This window comes from Citrobacter sp. wls716 (assembly GCF_005280975.1).
Lineage (GTDB): Bacteria > Pseudomonadota > Gammaproteobacteria > Enterobacterales > Enterobacteriaceae > Citrobacter > Citrobacter youngae.
The window spans coordinates 12,603-27,258 of the sequence record NZ_SZWX01000053.1 but is presented as its reverse complement, the minus strand read 5'-3'; the positions used below and the strand labels follow the sequence as shown (position 1 = coordinate 27,258).

The 14,656-nt window shown below is 53.2% G+C and carries 14 protein-coding genes; 8 read left to right on the top strand and 6 right to left on the bottom strand.

Features of this window, described 5'->3' with window-relative positions; translation table 11 throughout:
• Positions 1-107 precede the first annotated feature (107 nt).
• Entirely contained in the window at positions 108-1,445 is a 1,338-nt protein-coding gene (locus FDX24_RS20125; protein ID WP_061067115.1) for a hemolysin family protein, read from the top strand.
• Between the two features lie 65 nt (positions 1,446-1,510).
• On the opposite strand, the gene FDX24_RS20120 is transcribed toward FDX24_RS20125, so the two are convergent.
• On the bottom strand, positions 1,511-1,717 hold the full coding sequence (locus FDX24_RS20120; RefSeq protein ID WP_003025710.1) for a DUF1107 domain-containing protein: 207 nt from the start codon (positions 1,715-1,717) through the stop codon (positions 1,511-1,513).
• Positions 1,718-2,043: 326 nt separating this feature from the next.
• Between FDX24_RS20120 and FDX24_RS20115 the strand changes: the two genes are divergently transcribed.
• Positions 2,044-2,601, top strand: coding sequence for a YtfJ family protein (locus tag FDX24_RS20115; protein ID WP_048212864.1), 558 nt, complete (start codon positions 2,044-2,046; stop codon positions 2,599-2,601).
• Here the strand turns inward: FDX24_RS20115 and cysQ are convergent.
• Entirely contained in the window at positions 2,591-3,331 is a 741-nt protein-coding gene (gene cysQ, locus FDX24_RS20110) for a 3'(2'),5'-bisphosphate nucleotidase CysQ (RefSeq protein ID WP_115601090.1), read from the bottom strand. The genes FDX24_RS20115 and cysQ overlap by 11 nt on opposite strands.
• Positions 3,332-3,518: 187 nt before the next feature.
• Between cysQ and cpdB the strand changes: the two genes are divergently transcribed.
• Positions 3,519-5,462, top strand: a complete 1,944-nt coding sequence (gene cpdB / locus FDX24_RS20105) for a 2',3'-cyclic-nucleotide 2'-phosphodiesterase (protein WP_137364812.1) — start codon at positions 3,519-3,521, stop codon at positions 5,460-5,462.
• Between the two features lie 42 nt (positions 5,463-5,504).
• Here cpdB and FDX24_RS20100 read toward each other — a convergent pair whose 3' ends face one another.
• A complete protein-coding gene (locus FDX24_RS20100) occupies positions 5,505-5,885 on the bottom strand; it encodes a helix-turn-helix domain-containing protein (RefSeq protein WP_048213485.1) in 381 nt (126 codons plus the stop codon).
• 90 nt (positions 5,886-5,975) lie between these two features.
• On the opposite strand from FDX24_RS20100, the gene FDX24_RS20095 reads away from it, so the two are divergent.
• The 3 genes from FDX24_RS20095 (at position 5,976) to FDX24_RS20085 (ending at position 8,775) form a co-directional block, all read left to right on the top strand.
• Positions 5,976-6,824 carry an SDR family oxidoreductase gene (locus FDX24_RS20095; RefSeq protein WP_137364811.1) on the top strand — a complete coding sequence of 283 codons (849 nt, stop codon included), beginning with the start codon at positions 5,976-5,978 and terminating at the stop codon, positions 6,822-6,824.
• A gap of 81 nt (positions 6,825-6,905) precedes the next feature.
• Positions 6,906-7,730 (top strand): AraC family transcriptional regulator, encoded by an 825-nt coding sequence (locus FDX24_RS20090; protein WP_048213486.1) that lies wholly within the window; start codon positions 6,906-6,908, stop codon positions 7,728-7,730.
• A gap of 76 nt (positions 7,731-7,806) precedes the next feature.
• The gene (locus FDX24_RS20085) at positions 7,807-8,775 is read left to right on the top strand and encodes a DMT family transporter (protein ID WP_137364872.1); all 969 of its coding nucleotides are present in this window, start codon (positions 7,807-7,809) and stop codon (positions 8,773-8,775) included.
• A gap of 61 nt (positions 8,776-8,836) precedes the next feature.
• On the opposite strand, the gene FDX24_RS20080 is transcribed toward FDX24_RS20085, so the two are convergent.
• Positions 8,837-10,408, bottom strand: coding sequence for a methyl-accepting chemotaxis protein (locus FDX24_RS20080; RefSeq protein ID WP_137364810.1), 1,572 nt, complete (start codon positions 10,406-10,408; stop codon positions 8,837-8,839).
• A 245-nt stretch (positions 10,409-10,653) separates the two neighbouring features.
• On the opposite strand from FDX24_RS20080, the gene ytfE reads away from it, so the two are divergent.
• Positions 10,654-11,316, top strand: a complete 663-nt coding sequence (ytfE, locus tag FDX24_RS20075; protein WP_061067109.1) for an iron-sulfur cluster repair protein YtfE — start codon at positions 10,654-10,656, stop codon at positions 11,314-11,316.
• A gap of 83 nt (positions 11,317-11,399) precedes the next feature.
• Here the strand turns inward: ytfE and cycA are convergent, their stop codons facing one another.
• Positions 11,400-12,809, bottom strand: a complete 1,410-nt coding sequence (gene cycA / locus FDX24_RS20070; RefSeq protein ID WP_048212871.1) for a D-serine/D-alanine/glycine transporter — start codon at positions 12,807-12,809, stop codon at positions 11,400-11,402.
• A gap of 308 nt (positions 12,810-13,117) precedes the next feature.
• Positions 13,118-13,738, bottom strand: coding sequence for an FKBP-type peptidyl-prolyl cis-trans isomerase (gene fklB / locus FDX24_RS20065; RefSeq protein WP_048213487.1), 621 nt, complete (start codon positions 13,736-13,738; stop codon positions 13,118-13,120).
• A 218-nt stretch (positions 13,739-13,956) separates the two neighbouring features.
• Between fklB and FDX24_RS20060 the strand changes: the two genes are divergently transcribed.
• Positions 13,957-14,607, top strand: coding sequence for a LysM-like peptidoglycan-binding domain-containing protein (locus tag FDX24_RS20060; RefSeq protein WP_116361050.1), 651 nt, complete (start codon positions 13,957-13,959; stop codon positions 14,605-14,607).
• Positions 14,608-14,656: the final 49 nt, after the last annotated feature.

Below are 14,656 nucleotides of genomic sequence, written 5' to 3'. Positions count from 1 at the left end.
CCTGAAATTGCCGGTCCACTCCCTTCGGACCGGTTTTCAATGTGTATTTCACACAGATTTATCAATTTATCCCTTCCGAGGATCTGGCCTTAACGGTCGGATAAGATATGTTAAACAGTATTTTAGTCATTCTCTGCCTGATCGCCGTGAGTGCGTTTTTCTCGATATCCGAGATCTCGCTTGCTGCGTCACGCAAAATCAAACTTAAACTGCTTGCCGATGAAGGCAACGTAAACGCACAGCGTGTTTTGAAGATGCAGGAAAACCCCGGCATGTTCTTTACCGTTGTGCAAATTGGTCTTAATGCGGTTGCTATTCTTGGCGGTATCGTCGGTGACGCGGCGTTTTCACCGGCATTTAACGGTCTGTTCTCGAAATACTTCGCCCCAGAGCTGTCCGAACAGTTAAGCTTTATTCTGTCGTTCTCCCTGGTGACTGGTCTGTTCATCCTGTTCGCGGATTTAACCCCGAAACGCATCGGTATGATTGCGCCAGAAGCTGTAGCTTTGCGTATCATCAACCCGATGCGCTTCTGTCTGCTCGTGTTCCGCCCGCTGGTATGGTTCTTTAATGGTCTGGCAAATAACATTTTCCGTCTGTTTAAGATCCCGATGGTGCGCAAAGACGACATCACCTCGGACGATATTTACGCCGTAGTAGAAGCCGGCGCATTGGCAGGGGTTCTGCGCAAGCAGGAACATGAGCTGATCGAAAACGTATTTGAACTGGAATCCCGTACCGTGCCGTCTTCAATGACCTCGCGCGAAAACGTTATCTGGTTTGATCTGCACGAAGATGAACAGAGCCTGAAGAACAAAGTGGCGGAACATCCGCATTCCAAGTTTCTGGTCTGTAACGAAGATATCGACCACATCATTGGCTATGTTGATTCAAAGGATCTCCTCAACCGCGTACTGGCAAATCAAAGCATGGCGCTGAACAGCGGCGTACAGATCCGCAATACGCTGATTGTTCCGGATACGCTGACGCTCTCAGAAGCGCTGGAAAGCTTCAAAACCGCAGGTGAAGACTTTGCCGTCATCATGAACGAGTATGCACTGGTGGTGGGGATTATTACGCTTAATGACGTAATGACGACACTGATGGGTGACTTAGTCGGCCAGGGTCTGGAAGAACAGATTGTGGCGCGTGATGAGAACTCATGGTTAGTTGATGGTGGTACGCCGATTGATGACGTGATGCGTGTGCTGGATATCGACGAGTTTCCGCAGTCCGGCAACTATGAAACCATCGGCGGTTTCATGATGTTCATGCTGCGTAAAATCCCGAAACGCACCGACTCGGTGAAGTATTCTGGCTACAAATTTGAAGTGGTGGATATCGATAACTACAAGATCGATCAGCTGCTGGTGACGCGCCTGGACAGCAAACCTACCGTTCTGGTACCAAAGCTGCCGGATGCAAAAGAAGAGACCAAAGCGTAATCCCGCCAGAAACATCAACGGCTCCCATCAGGAGCCGTTTTTTTAACTACTGCATAGCACTTTGATCAAGCCATCTCAGTTTGCAGACGCAAGACCTGACGGTTAACTTCGGACATAACAGAAAAATGCAGTTTGTCCTTCACTTTTGGGATAAGAATCTTACCCTTATCAAACTCAAAAGCGCCTACGTCCTTGATATATAACCGTCCACGAAACAGGATCTTCACGTACTTCGCCACCTGCAGCGGGTTGTATCGTTGGAAAATTTTCATTGTATCTCCTGCTGAGCGTTACGCCTTTGCGGTACCACAATCGGTCCGACAATCCTCAGGCGCAAATTTTAATGCCTTATGACTATAGACTATCTGAACGATGTTTCCAGCGTGTATAAGTTTATTTACCTTCAGGTTACAATTATTCAGAATTATCTTTTCAACGCTTCGCTGTCTTCAGTATAAGCCTTCATTTTTCGCAGGATTTGTGCGCCCGTCCGCAAACTGGCATCGCGCTTGCGGGAAAAAGCATCATTCGCACATATGATTAAATTCCAGGCCCAAGTGGTCGGATCACCTGCAAAATAAAGAAAGAAGGAAAACCCATGACCTTACAAAAACTGCTGGCCCTATCGTGCCTGCTGCTGCCGATGATTGCCTCCGCACATTCGTTTGAGACTAACCAGCGCGTGCCGCCGGTGGGTATTGCCGATCGCGGCGAACTGATTCTTGATAACGATAAGTTTAGCTACAAAAGCTGGAATAGCGCGCAACTGCCAGGGAAAGTCCGTATTGTGCAACACATCGCTGGACGTACCTCCGCCAAAGAGAAAAATGCGACACTGATTGAAGCCATCAAAGCGGCCAATCTGCCGCATGATAAATACCAGACCACCACTATCGTCAACACCGATGACGCCATTCCCGGCTCCGGTATGTTTGTGCGCAGCAGTCTGGAGAGCAATAAGAAGCTCTACCCGTGGTCGCAATTCATTGTCGACAGCAATGGCATTGCGCGTAAGGCCTGGCAACTGGATGAAGAGAGCTCCGCTATCGTCGTTCTCGACAAAGACGGACGCGTACAGTGGGCAAAAGATGGGGCGCTAACGCAGGATGAGGTGCAGCAGGTGATTGCCCTGCTGCACAAACTGCTCAGTAAATAGAGACGCGGAAGCCGGGGTTGAGGAACGATTCACGTGGGGTGTAATCCAGAGGTTTCCCCTGCCAGTCGTGAACGTGCGCTCCGGCTGCGGCAGCAACCGCGTGGCCCGCAGCGGTGTCCCACACGTTTGTGGGTCCAAAACGCGGATACAGTTGCGCCTGCCCTTCCGCCACCAGGCAGAACTTCAGCGAGGAACCAATCGAGGTGGTCTGGTGCTCACCCAACTGTTGCAGATACTCTTTTAACTCATTGTCGGCATGGGAGCGGCTAATCACCACCAGCGGCGGACGCGCATCACGCACCTGGATTTGTTTGCGCACGCCGCACTCTTCTTTCCACGCTTTACCTTCTGCTGCGCTGTACATCACTTTCATTACCGGCGCGTAAACCACGCCCAGAACCGGCTTTCCCTTCTCGATAAGCGCAATGTTAACGGTAAATTCACCGTTACGCTTAATGAACTCTTTGGTCCCATCCAGCGGATCGACCAACCAGTAGCGCTGCCAGTGTTGACGAACATCCCAGCCCGGAGGCGCCTCTTCAGACAGAACCGGAATATCCGGCGTCAGCGCCAGTAATCCCTCGAGGATCACAGTGTGCGCTGCGATGTCTGCCGCCGTGACCGGAGAATCGTCCTGCTTGCTGGTAATCTCCATCGGTTTGAGTCCATCGTAGACCTGCATAATGGCATCGCCCGCGTTCCGTGCAAGCTGGCATACATGTTCTAACATTCTCCACCTCGTTTCTTTCGTGGTGTTAACTCGTTGTTTTACTTATACCCGATCGCCAGGGGATCCGCCAACTGTGATAGCGTCTGCGGTTTTAAACGCTATATTCATGTCATGATTCACAGTTCTGTAAGCAAGAAGATTTATATACATTTTCTTTTGTGGCTTAGATCTTAAAAGGATGCCCCTGATGATTAAGTTTAGTGCAACGCTTCTGGCAACGCTGATTGCAGCCAGTGTGAATGCCGCGACCGTCGATCTACGGATAATGGAAACAACTGATTTGCATAGCAATATGATGGATTTCGATTATTACAAAGATACGGCGACTGAAAAATTTGGCCTGGTGCGTACGGCGAGTCTTATCAACGCTGCGCGTGGTGAAGTCAAAAACAGCGTGCTGGTTGATAACGGCGATTTGATTCAGGGCAGTCCGCTCGGGGATTACATGGCGGCCAAGGGGCTGAAAGCGGGCGAAACTCACCCGGTCTATAAGGCGCTGAATACGCTGGATTACGCGGTGGGTAACCTCGGCAACCATGAATTCAACTACGGTCTTGAGTATCTGCACAACGCACTAGCCGGGGCGAAGTTCCCTTACGTTAATGCCAATATCATCGACGTTAAGACCAAAAAGCCGCTGTTTACGCCTTATCTGATCAAAGACACTGAGGTTGTCGACCAGCAAGGGAACAAGCAGACGCTGAAGATAGGCTATATCGGTTTTGTGCCGCCGCAGATCATGACCTGGGATAAAGCCAACCTCAGCGGTAAAGTGACGGTGAACGACATCACCGAAACCGCACGTAAATACGTGCCTGAGATGCGAGCCAAAGGCGCGAATGTGGTGGTGGTGGTAGCTCACTCCGGGCTTTCAGCCGACCCGTATCAGACAATGGCGGAGAACTCCGTTTACTACCTCAGTGAAGTCCCGGGCGTGGATGCCATTATGTTTGGTCACGCTCACGCCGTTTTCCCCGGTAAAGACTTTGCCAACATCAAAGGTGCTGATATCACAAAAGGTACGCTCAATGGCGTTCCTGCGGTGATGCCGGGCATGTGGGGCGATCATCTGGGGGTGGTGGATTTAGTGCTGAATAACGACAGCGGTAAATGGCAGGTCACCCAGTCGAAAGCTGAAGCACGCCCGATTTATGACGCGGCAGCGAAAAAATCACTGGCAGCAGAAGACAAAAAAATCGTTGAGATCCTGAAAGCCGATCACGATGCCACGCGTGAGTTTGTGAGCAAACCGATCGGTAAATCCGCCGACAATATGTACAGTTATCTGGCGCTGGTACAGGATGACCCGACCGTACAGGTGGTGAACAACGCGCAGAAAGCCTATGTGGAACACTTTATTCAGGGCGATCCGGATCTGGCGAAACTGCCGGTACTTTCCGCCGCTGCGCCGTTTAAGGTCGGTGGGCGTAAGAACGATCCGGCAAGCTTTGTAGAAGTCGAAAAAGGTCAGCTTACCTTCCGTAACGCCGCCGATTTGTATCTCTATCCCAATACTCTGGTGGTGGTGAAAGCCAGCGGTAAAGAGGTGAAAGAGTGGCTGGAATGTTCCGCCGGGCAGTTCAATCAGATTGATATCCACAGCAGCAAACCACAGTCGTTGATTAACTGGGACGGCTTCCGTACCTATAATTTCGACGTGATTGATGGCGTGAATTATCAGATTGATGTTTCACAACCCGCCCGCTACGACGGGGAATGTCAGACCATTAATCCGAAAGCGGAACGTATTAAAAACCTGACCTTTAACGGCAAACCAATCGATCCGAATGCCACCTTCCTCGTCGCGACCAACAACTACCGCGCCTACGGCGGTAAGTTTGCCGGAACCGGCGACAGCCACATCGCGTTTGCTTCTCCGGATGAAAACCGCTCGGTGCTGGCCGCGTGGATTGGTGCGGAGACGAAGCGTGCCGGTGAAATTCATCCGGCGGCAGATAACAACTGGCGTCTGGCGCCAATTCACAGCGATACGCCACTGGATATTCGCTTTGAAACATCACCGTCTGATAAAGCCGCGGCGTTTATTAAAGAGAAAGGCCAGTATCCGCTGAAAAAAGTCGCGACCGATGACATCGGTTTCGCCATTTATCAGTTGGATTTGAGTAAGTAACTTTAGTGCCGGATAAGGCGTTAGCCGCCATCCGGCAATACTTTACGCCGCCCGCTCTTCCCGCTGCGCTAAAACCTGCGGCAAATTCAGTTCTATCCAGTCCGCCAGTGCGGCGACTTTATCGCTCACCTGCTCACCCAACGACGTCAGGCTATACTCCACATGCGGCGGTACGACCGGATACGATACCCGGTTGATAAACCCGTCCTGCTCCAGCGCCTGCAGAGATTGCGCCAGCATCTTTTCACTGACGCCGCCCATCTTACGGCGCAAATCGCTGAACCGGTGCGTACCGTCGCGCAGCGCCACCAGAATCAATACGCCCCAGCGGCTGGTGACGTGTTTTAACACCTCGCGGGAGGGACACTGTTCGGCAAACAAGTTGCCATCGCGTAACTGCTGGGAGAGCGTCGAAGCTGTCATTTTCATACTTACCTTTTTGTGCGTACTTACTAAAAGTTAGTTTAGGTGTTAGCGTGTTTAAACACAAGACCAATACCAAGGAGTCACCCCATGATCGCGATTACCGGCGCCACCGGCCAACTGGGCCAACACGTTATTGAATCTCTGCTGAAAACCGTTCCTGCCAGCCAGATTGTGGCAATCGTGCGTAACCCTGCGAAAGCGACGGCGCTTAGCCAGCAGGGCATTACCGTTCGTCAGGCGGATTACAGCGATGAAACCGCCTTTACAGCTGCCCTACAGGGTATCGACAAGCTACTGCTGATCTCGTCGAGCGAAGTGGGTCAACGCGCCCCGCAGCATCGCAACGTAATTAACGCGGCGAAAGCTGCCCACGTGAAATTTATCGCCTACACCAGCCTGCTACATGCCGACTCTTCCCCACTGGGATTGGCTGATGAGCATATCGCAACCGAGAAGATGCTGGCTGAATCCGGTATCGCCTACGCGCTACTGCGTAACGGCTGGTACACCGAAAACTATCTCGCCAGCGCACCGGCCGCGCTGGAACACGGCGTATTTATCGGGGCTGCAGGTGAAGGCAAAATTGCCTCAGCGACCCGCGCCGACTATGCCGCTGCCGCCGCGCGCGTCATCAGTGAAGACGGTCACGCCGGTAAAACCTATGAGCTGGCGGGCGACGCAGGCTGGACCCTGAGCCAGTTGGCTGCCGAACTGGCAAAACAGAGCGGTAAAAAAGTGGTGTATCAGAACCTGAGCGAAACTGACTTTGCCGCCGCACTAAAGGGCTTTGGTCTACCAGCCGGGCTGGCGGACATGCTGGCTGACTCAGACACTGGCGCCTCCAAAGGCGGTCTGTTCGACGACAGCCATACGCTAAGCAAACTGATTGGTCGCCCGACCACCTCGCTGGCTGACAGCGTCAAAGGCATCGTGTAAGTGTTAAAAATTAGTTAATTGTGGTGGCATCCCCGCGCATCCTCTCTGATAATGACAGGATGATGCGTGGGGAGAGAAAACGTGCAAGGTGTACCTGAGCAGTTTATTGATGAGAAAGACAGCGCCCGCTTTCGCCATCTGGCGCAGGTGCCGGGCGTAGAGCTGTATCATGCGCACATCTCACGTTACGCCTTTGAGCCGCACACCCATGAAGCGTTCGGCATTGGCGCGATAGAAGCCGGAGCCGAGCGTTTTCGCTATCGCGGCACGCAGTACGTGGCCCCCGCCCATTCCGTCGTCACCATGAATCCCGATGAGCTGCATACCGGCGAGGCCGAAACCGCCGACGGCTGGCGCTATCGGATGATCTATCTTGAGCCCGATCTTCTGGAAGAGGTCACCGGGATCCGCCACTGGTGGTTCCATGACGTAACGCGTCACGATCCGCTGCGCTCGCGCCAGATCTGCTCACTGATCCACGGCCTGTGGAACACGGAAGATCCGCTGGCGCAAAAAGGATTATTACTCGATCTGATCGACACGTTCCAACCGCTGGCCCGCCATGCGCCGGTATTACCGGAGGGGGCGCATCGCTTTGAACGCGTGCGCGAGTATCTGCACGATAATTACATGCACCCGGTCACGCTCGATGAACTGGCGCGGGTGGCATCGCTGAGTCCCTGGCATTTTCAGCGCCAGTTCAAATTGCATTTCCACGTCACGCCGCACCAGATGCTGATGGCGATCCGTCTGTGGCGAGCCAAAGGTTTTCTTACCTACGGTATGCCCGCCGCAGAGGTCGCCGCCGCAACCGGCCTCACCGACCAGTCGCATCTCACCCGCGCCTTTACCCATCGCTACGGCATTACGCCGGTACGTTATCAGAAACAAGTCGTCCGGCGTTGATCAGCAATCTCATACAATACGGCGGCATTTTTCCTGCCTACACTCGACCTTATGTTAAGCGATGTGGATGTCAAAAATGATTAGCGGTGTGTTGTATGCCCTGCTGGCCGGGCTGATGTGGGGATTAATTTTTGTTGGGCCGCTGATCGTTCCGGAATACCCGGCGGTGTTACAGTCGATGGGGCGTTATCTGGCGCTGGGGCTGATCGCATTGCCGATTGCCTGGCTGGGTCGCGGACGACTGCGTCAGTTGACGCGTAAAGACTGGGTAACCGCTCTGGCGTTAACCCTGATGGGCAATCTGATTTATTACGTTTGTCTGGCAAGCGCTATCCAGCGCACCGGCGCACCGGTCTCCACGATGATTATTGGTACATTGCCGGTGGTGATCCCGCTCTTCGCTAACCTGCTCTACAGCCAGCGTGACGGCAAATTATCATGGTGGCGTTTGTCGCCTGCGCTGGTGTTGATTGGTATAGGCCTGCTGTGCGTGAATATCTCAGAGCTGAATCAGGGACTCCCCGACTTTAGCGGCTGGCGATATGGCTCTGGCATCGCACTGGCGCTGATTTCGGTGGTGTGTTGGGCGTGGTATGCGCTGCGTAATGCCCGCTGGCTGCGCGAGAATCCGGATAAGCACCCGATGATGTGGGCGACGGCCCAGGCACTGGTGACGCTGCCTGTTTCTCTGCTCGGCTATGTTGCCGCCTGCCTGTGGCTGAACGGGCAAACGCCGGACTTCGCTCTGCCCTTCGGTCCGCGTCCAGGCGTGTTTATCGGCCTGATGATAGCCATTGCGGTCTTGTGTTCGTGGGTTGGCGCACTGTGCTGGAACGTCGCCAGCCAGAAGCTGCCGACGGTGATCCTCGGCCCGTTGATTGTCTTCGAAACGCTGGCTGGCCTGCTGTACACCTTTATTCTGCGCAAGGAATTTCCGCCGCTGCTGACGGTAAGCGGTATTGCGCTGCTGATAATAGGCGTGGTGATTGCGGTGCGGTCAAAACCGCAGAAACCGGCGGTAGTGCCGGTTTCGGGGGATGCCTGATGGCGCTGCGCTTACCAGGCCTACAAGGACTGTACGATCTAATGTAGGCCGGATAAGGCGTTTACGCCGCCATCCGGCGCGACACTTTAAACACCGCCACCGTCTGGTTCAACCGCGCGGCCTGCTCTTCGAGCGCGGCGGCGGCGGAAGCGGACTCCTCCACCAGCGAGGCGTTTTGCTGCGTGACGCGATCCATCTCAGCCACCGCCTGGCCGACCTGATCGATACCCCGACTCTGTTCATCGGAGGCCGAGGCTATCTCGCCCATAATATCGGTCACGCGGGTCACGGCGCTGACGATTTCCGCCATCGTTTCACCCGCTTCATGCACCAGCGCTGTACCGGCATTAACCCGATTCCCCGAGTCATCAATCAGCGCCTTAATCTCTTTTGCCGCCTGAGCGCTACGCTGCGCCAGCGTGCGGACCTCACCGGCAACGACAGCAAAGCCGCGCCCCTGTTCGCCCGCGCGCGCCGCTTCTACCGCCGCGTTCAGCGCCAGAATATTGGTCTGGAAAGCTATGCCGTCGATAACATTGGTTATTTGCGCGATTTTGCTGGAACTGGTGGCGATTTCATCCATCGTACGCACCACACCGTCGACCACGGCTCCACCTTTCTGCGCCGTCTGCGAGGCATTTTTTGCCAGACTGGTCGCCTGACGCGCGTTATCCGCATTCTGTTTCACGGTTGCGGTGAGTTGTTCCATGCTGGCAGCAGTTTCTTCCAGAGAAGCAGCCTGCTGCTCGGTACGTGAAGAGAGATCGTTACTGCCAGCGGCAATTTCACCCGCGCCGGTATAGATGGTGTCAGCCCCGTCACGCACTACGCTGACAGTGTTCGCCAGCGCCTGCTGCATCTCGCGGACGTTCTGGGCCAATAGCGCCATTTCGTTACGGCCATCAGCAGTAATAGTATGGGTCAGATCACCTGAAGCGATATGCCGAATATGCCCCATCACCTCGTGGAGTGGTTTCAGCAGGACACGCTGCATGGCAATCCAACTGACGATAATGACGGTCAACACAATCAACAGTATGGCGGATAACAACCAGATAATTTTCTGGTAGTCATTTTCGTTATCCCGAACGCCCTCATTTGCCAGCGCGGTTTGCGCGGCACGCCATTCCTGATAAACTTCCTGCATGGCCGTTTGCTTTTGCTCGGCGTTCTGTTTGAACATCTCTTCCAGCTTGCCTTCAGCCAGCAGCGCGTTCATTTTTGCCAGCGTCGCAGAATAGATGCCGTACTGTTCTTCCAGTCGATCGGCCAGATGCTCATCCAGCCCCGGCGTTTCCGGCAAGGCGTAGTAGGTATCGTAATGCTCTTTCGACTCGGCCAGCAGGCGATTTGCCGTGTTTACCAGTTCCTTCAACTGACCGCCGTTAATATCGCTGGCCATCGTACCCTGTAAACGCAGCATGCCCCGGTTGAGCGTGACGCGAGCCTGGTTCAGGCTAATCCATGCATCGGTAAACTCCGCCACGTTCTGGCTGGAAAGTTGAGAAACGTTAAAGTTTTCCTTGTCGTTTTTAAGCGCGCCAATAAATACGCCTGCGGAAATGAGCTGCATCGCGCCCAGGGCGAGTAACACGGTGATAAGTAAGGTTATCACTTTGATTCGTTTGAACATCTGTTGCCTTTTAATTATGCAGGTATTGTCTGAGGTCTAACTATCGGCAGCTGCGTCGGCTTATTTAATCTTGTGGCGTAGCTTTTTTCGCCGCTTTGTCCCTTTTCAATAAGATTCAGCATGTTAACGAGATAAGAAATTTTCGTGACAATCATCACAAAATCCTCTGACCCGAAAGGGTTATATCCTTCCTCATAAGTTGCATTTAAAATACATCTTATATTATTGAGAATGAGGTAACGGCTATGTCTTATCGCGATCAACCTTTAGGTGAACTGGCGCTCTCTATTCCTCGCGCTTCGGCCCTGTTTCGTAAATACGATATGGATTACTGCTGCGGCGGTAAGCAAACGCTGGCACGCGCTGCCGCACGTAAAGAGCTGGATGTGGAAGCTATCGAGGCGCAGCTCGCCCAGTTGGCTGAACAACCGCTGGAAAAAGACTGGCGTACCGTGGCACTGGCAGAAATCATCGACCATATCGTCATTCGATATCATGATCGCCACCGCGAACAGCTGCCGGAGCTGATCCTGCAGGCCACTAAAGTTGAACGTGTTCATGCCGACAAGCCGAGCGTACCGCGTGGTCTGGCGAAGAACCTGACGATGCTGCATGAAGAGCTGTCCAGCCACATGATGAAAGAAGAGCAGATCCTGTTCCCAATGATCAAACAGGGCATGGGTAGCCAGGCGATGGGGCCAATCAGCGTGATGGAAAGCGAACATGACGATGCGGGTGAACTGGTGGAAGTGATCAAACACATCACCCATAACGTGACGCCGCCACCAGAAGCCTGCACCACCTGGAAAGCCATGTATAACGGCATTAACGAAATGATCGATGACCTGATGGAACACATCAGCCTGGAAAACAATGTGTTGTTCCCGCGTGCCCTCGCAGGGGAGTAAAAAAAGGCGCCCGAGAGCGCCTTCCTGAAGTCCGAATTCGGCCACTGCTTATGTGGCCTTTTTTGTGTCCGATATGACAACGCTTAACGCATACCCGCCATACGTTTCTTACCGATAAACAACCAGCCCAGACCCAGCGCGATGAACCACAGCGGCGTCACCATCAACGCCTGACGGGTATCTTCTTCCAGAGTCAGCAGCACCAGTACGAAGACAAAGAACGCCATACATACCCAGCACATTAGCTTGCCTAACGGCATCTTGTAGATCGATTTCTCATGCAGGTGTGGACGCTGTTTGCGGTACACCAGGTATGAGCAAAGAATGATGGTCCAGACAAACATAAACAGGATTGCCGACACGGTGGTGATCATGGTGAACGCGCCAATCACGCTCGGGTTCACATAGAGCATCACCACGCCGCCCAGCAGACAGATACAGGAGAAGGTTAAACCTTTCGCCGGAACCGCGCGTTTAGACAGCTTGGCAAACGCTTTAGGCGCAACGCCTTCCTGTGCCAGGCCGAACAGCATACGGCTGGTAGAGAACACGCCGCTGTTTGCGGAAGAGGCCGCTGAAGTCAGCACCACAAAGTTAATCAGGCTCGCCGCCGCAGGCAGACCGACCAGCACAAACAGCTCAACGAATGGGCTCTTGGTTGGTACTACCGAGCTCCACGGCGTCACGGACATAATCACGATCAGCGCGAAAACGTAGAACATGATGATACGGATTGGAATCGAGTTAATAGCGCGCGGCAGAGACTTTTCCGGATCTTTAGTTTCTGCAGCCGTCGTACCTACCAGCTCAATACCAACAAACGCGAAAACTGCTATCTGGAAGCCAGCAAAGAAGCCGCTCAGACCTTTCGGGAACCAGCCACCGTCATTCCACAGATGCGTGAACGAAGCCTGAACGCCGGTTGGCGACTGGAAGTGCGTCAGTACCATCACCAGACCGACGACAATCAGGCCGACAATGGCGACGATTTTGATCATCGCAAACCAGAACTCCATCTCACCAAACATTTTCACCGTGGCGAGGTTAAGAGCCAGCAACAGAATGATCACCGCCAGTGATGCCACCCAGTCTGACAGTCCGGGGAACCAGAATTGCGCATACGCCGTAATCGCAACGACGTCTGCCATCCCTGTAACCACCCAGCAGAACCAATAGGTCCAGCCGGTAAAATACCCGGCCCATGGCCCGAGCAGGTCGGAGGCGAAATCACTAAAGGATTTGTATTCGAGATTCGAGAGCAGTAATTCTCCCATTGCCCGCATCACGAAAAACAGCATAAAACCGATGATCATATAGACAAAAATGATCGACGGCCCGGCGAGGCTGATGGTTTTCCCTGAGCCCATAAACAGGCCGGTACCAATAGCGCCACCAATGGCAATAAGTTGAATATGACGGTTTGTGAGATTGCGCCGTAGCGACTGTTCAGACGAAGCCTCTTCAACGGCGTCGACTTTTACCTGATCTACCATGTTTTTTCTTCCTGTACCTGTCTGTGTTGTTCAGGCTCTACGGCCTTTAGTGTGTCTATGATACGACGATCCTGTTGGCAGGACTCATCGATATTAGGTAAGAATCGGCGGGATGAATACTAAGATTTAGATATAATGTTAATTTTATGTTTAAAGTGAGTGTCATATCACTCTGATAGCGAGAATCAGTTCACAAAAATACACGCAATAACATCATTTGCAAGATAAAATATCGACATCGACGTAACTATAGCTTTTCACGCTATTTTGTTGCTCCCCCCAGCGTCGGGGGGAACAGAAGTTACTGCTTACAGGATTTCAAGCAGCTCAACTTCAAATACCAGCGTGCTGAACGGAGGAATGGACGCGCCAGCGCCACGCTCACCGTAAGCCAGTTCCTGAGGAATAGTCAGTTCCCATTTCGAACCTACCGGCATCAGGGTCAGTGCTTCAATCCAGCCAGGGATCACGCCGTTAACCGGGAATTCAGCCGGTTCGCCACGCGCAACAGAGCTGTCAAACACGGTACCATCGATCAGTTTACCGGTATAATGCACGCGTACGTGGTCGGTACGTGCCGGGATAGAACCTTCGCCCTGAGTCAGAACACGGAACTGCAGACCGGATTCAGTGCTGTTCACACCCTCTTTCTCACGGTTTTCTTCCAGATATTTGACGCCATCAGCCGCCATAGCCTGGAAACGCTCGCGACGTACTGCATCAGCACGTTCGTGAATTTCACGCAGCGCACGGTGCACAACATCAACAGGCACTGCCGGGTGTTTACCTTCCAGCGCATCAGCGATACCCGCTACCAGCGCTTCAGGCAACAGCCCTTCCAGACCGGATTCGCTCAGCTGTTGTCCTACCTGCAAACCAATGCCGTAGCTTGCTTGCGCTTCGATAGTGTCAAAAGTCGGGTTAGCCATCATATTTCCTTTCATCGGATGTAAAGTAGCGGGCAGCATATCAGCCATGCCGCATCCGGTAAAACTTTGTCTCGGGAACAGATGACAAATCGCGAGGAAAAAGAAACAATGCTATTGCCCGCATCAATGTCACGAAAGCGGGTACCTGAACAAGTATCATAGAGTTAGCGATCTATACTCTATGACAGAGGAACGAGACGCGGAGCAGGAGGAAAGCCATGCCCGGGCGCTTTGAATTAAAACCAACCCTGGCGAAAATCTGGCATGCACCGGACAATTTTCGCATTATGGACCCGCTACCGCCTATGCACCGACGCGGCATTATTATTGCTGCTATCGTGCTGGTGATAGGTTTCCTGCTTCCTTCCAGTGACACTACTGATACCCCTGTGGTTACGCGTACTGCCCAACTGGATTTACAGTCACAGTCGCAGCCACCAACAGAGGCTCAGCTACAGGCACAGTTAGTGGCCCCGCAAAACGATCCCGGCCAGGTGGCTCCCGTTGCGCCGGAACCCATCCAGGAAGGAGAACCTGATGCGCAGCCGCAGGCTCAGCAATCTCAGCCGCAGACGCAGCCCTTTCAGCAGAATAGTGGTATTGAGCAGCAGTGGCGTACCTACCGCGTAGACTCAGGGAAAACGCTGGCGCAGGTCTTCCGGGACCATAACCTTCCGCCAACTGATGTGTACGCCATGGCGCAAGTGGAAGGTGCCGGGAAGCCGCTGAGCAATTTGAAAGACGGCCAGATGATCCAAATCAGGCAGAATGCTAACGGGGTGGTGACCGGGTTAACCATTGATAGCGGAAATGGTCAGCAGGTATTGTTTACCCGCCAGCCCAACGGCAGCTTTATTCGCGCACGCTAAGACTGTCTCAGTCAGTAGGCCTGATGCGCGTAGCGCCATCAGGCCTCAA

What these genes read in the sequence shown, in the direction of transcription:
- FDX24_RS20085 (WP_137364872.1), top strand. Translation starts at nt 7,807, where the DNA reads ATGATTAGCGGTGTGTTGTATGCCCTGCTGGCCGGGCTGATGTGGGGA.
- FDX24_RS20100 (WP_048213485.1), bottom strand. Translation starts at nt 5,885, where the DNA reads ATGACAGCTTCGACGCTCTCCCAGCAGTTACGCGATGGCAACTTGTTT.
- FDX24_RS20095 (WP_137364811.1), top strand. Translation starts at nt 5,976, where the DNA reads ATGATCGCGATTACCGGCGCCACCGGCCAACTGGGCCAACACGTTATT.
- FDX24_RS20120 (WP_003025710.1), bottom strand. Translation starts at nt 1,717, where the DNA reads ATGAAAATTTTCCAACGATACAACCCGCTGCAGGTGGCGAAGTACGTG.
- cpdB (WP_137364812.1), top strand. Translation starts at nt 3,519, where the DNA reads ATGATTAAGTTTAGTGCAACGCTTCTGGCAACGCTGATTGCAGCCAGT.
- FDX24_RS20080 (WP_137364810.1), bottom strand. Translation starts at nt 10,408, where the DNA reads ATGTTCAAACGAATCAAAGTGATAACCTTACTTATCACCGTGTTACTC.
- FDX24_RS20115 (WP_048212864.1), top strand. Translation starts at nt 2,044, where the DNA reads ATGACCTTACAAAAACTGCTGGCCCTATCGTGCCTGCTGCTGCCGATG.
- cysQ (WP_115601090.1), bottom strand. Translation starts at nt 3,331, where the DNA reads ATGTTAGAACATGTATGCCAGCTTGCACGGAACGCGGGCGATGCCATT.
- cycA (WP_048212871.1), bottom strand. Translation starts at nt 12,809, where the DNA reads ATGGTAGATCAGGTAAAAGTCGACGCCGTTGAAGAGGCTTCGTCTGAA.
- fklB (WP_048213487.1), bottom strand. Translation starts at nt 13,738, where the DNA reads ATGGCTAACCCGACTTTTGACACTATCGAAGCGCAAGCAAGCTACGGC.
- FDX24_RS20125 (WP_061067115.1), top strand. Translation starts at nt 108, where the DNA reads ATGTTAAACAGTATTTTAGTCATTCTCTGCCTGATCGCCGTGAGTGCG.
- ytfE (WP_061067109.1), top strand. Translation starts at nt 10,654, where the DNA reads ATGTCTTATCGCGATCAACCTTTAGGTGAACTGGCGCTCTCTATTCCT.
- FDX24_RS20060 (WP_116361050.1), top strand. Translation starts at nt 13,957, where the DNA reads ATGCCCGGGCGCTTTGAATTAAAACCAACCCTGGCGAAAATCTGGCAT.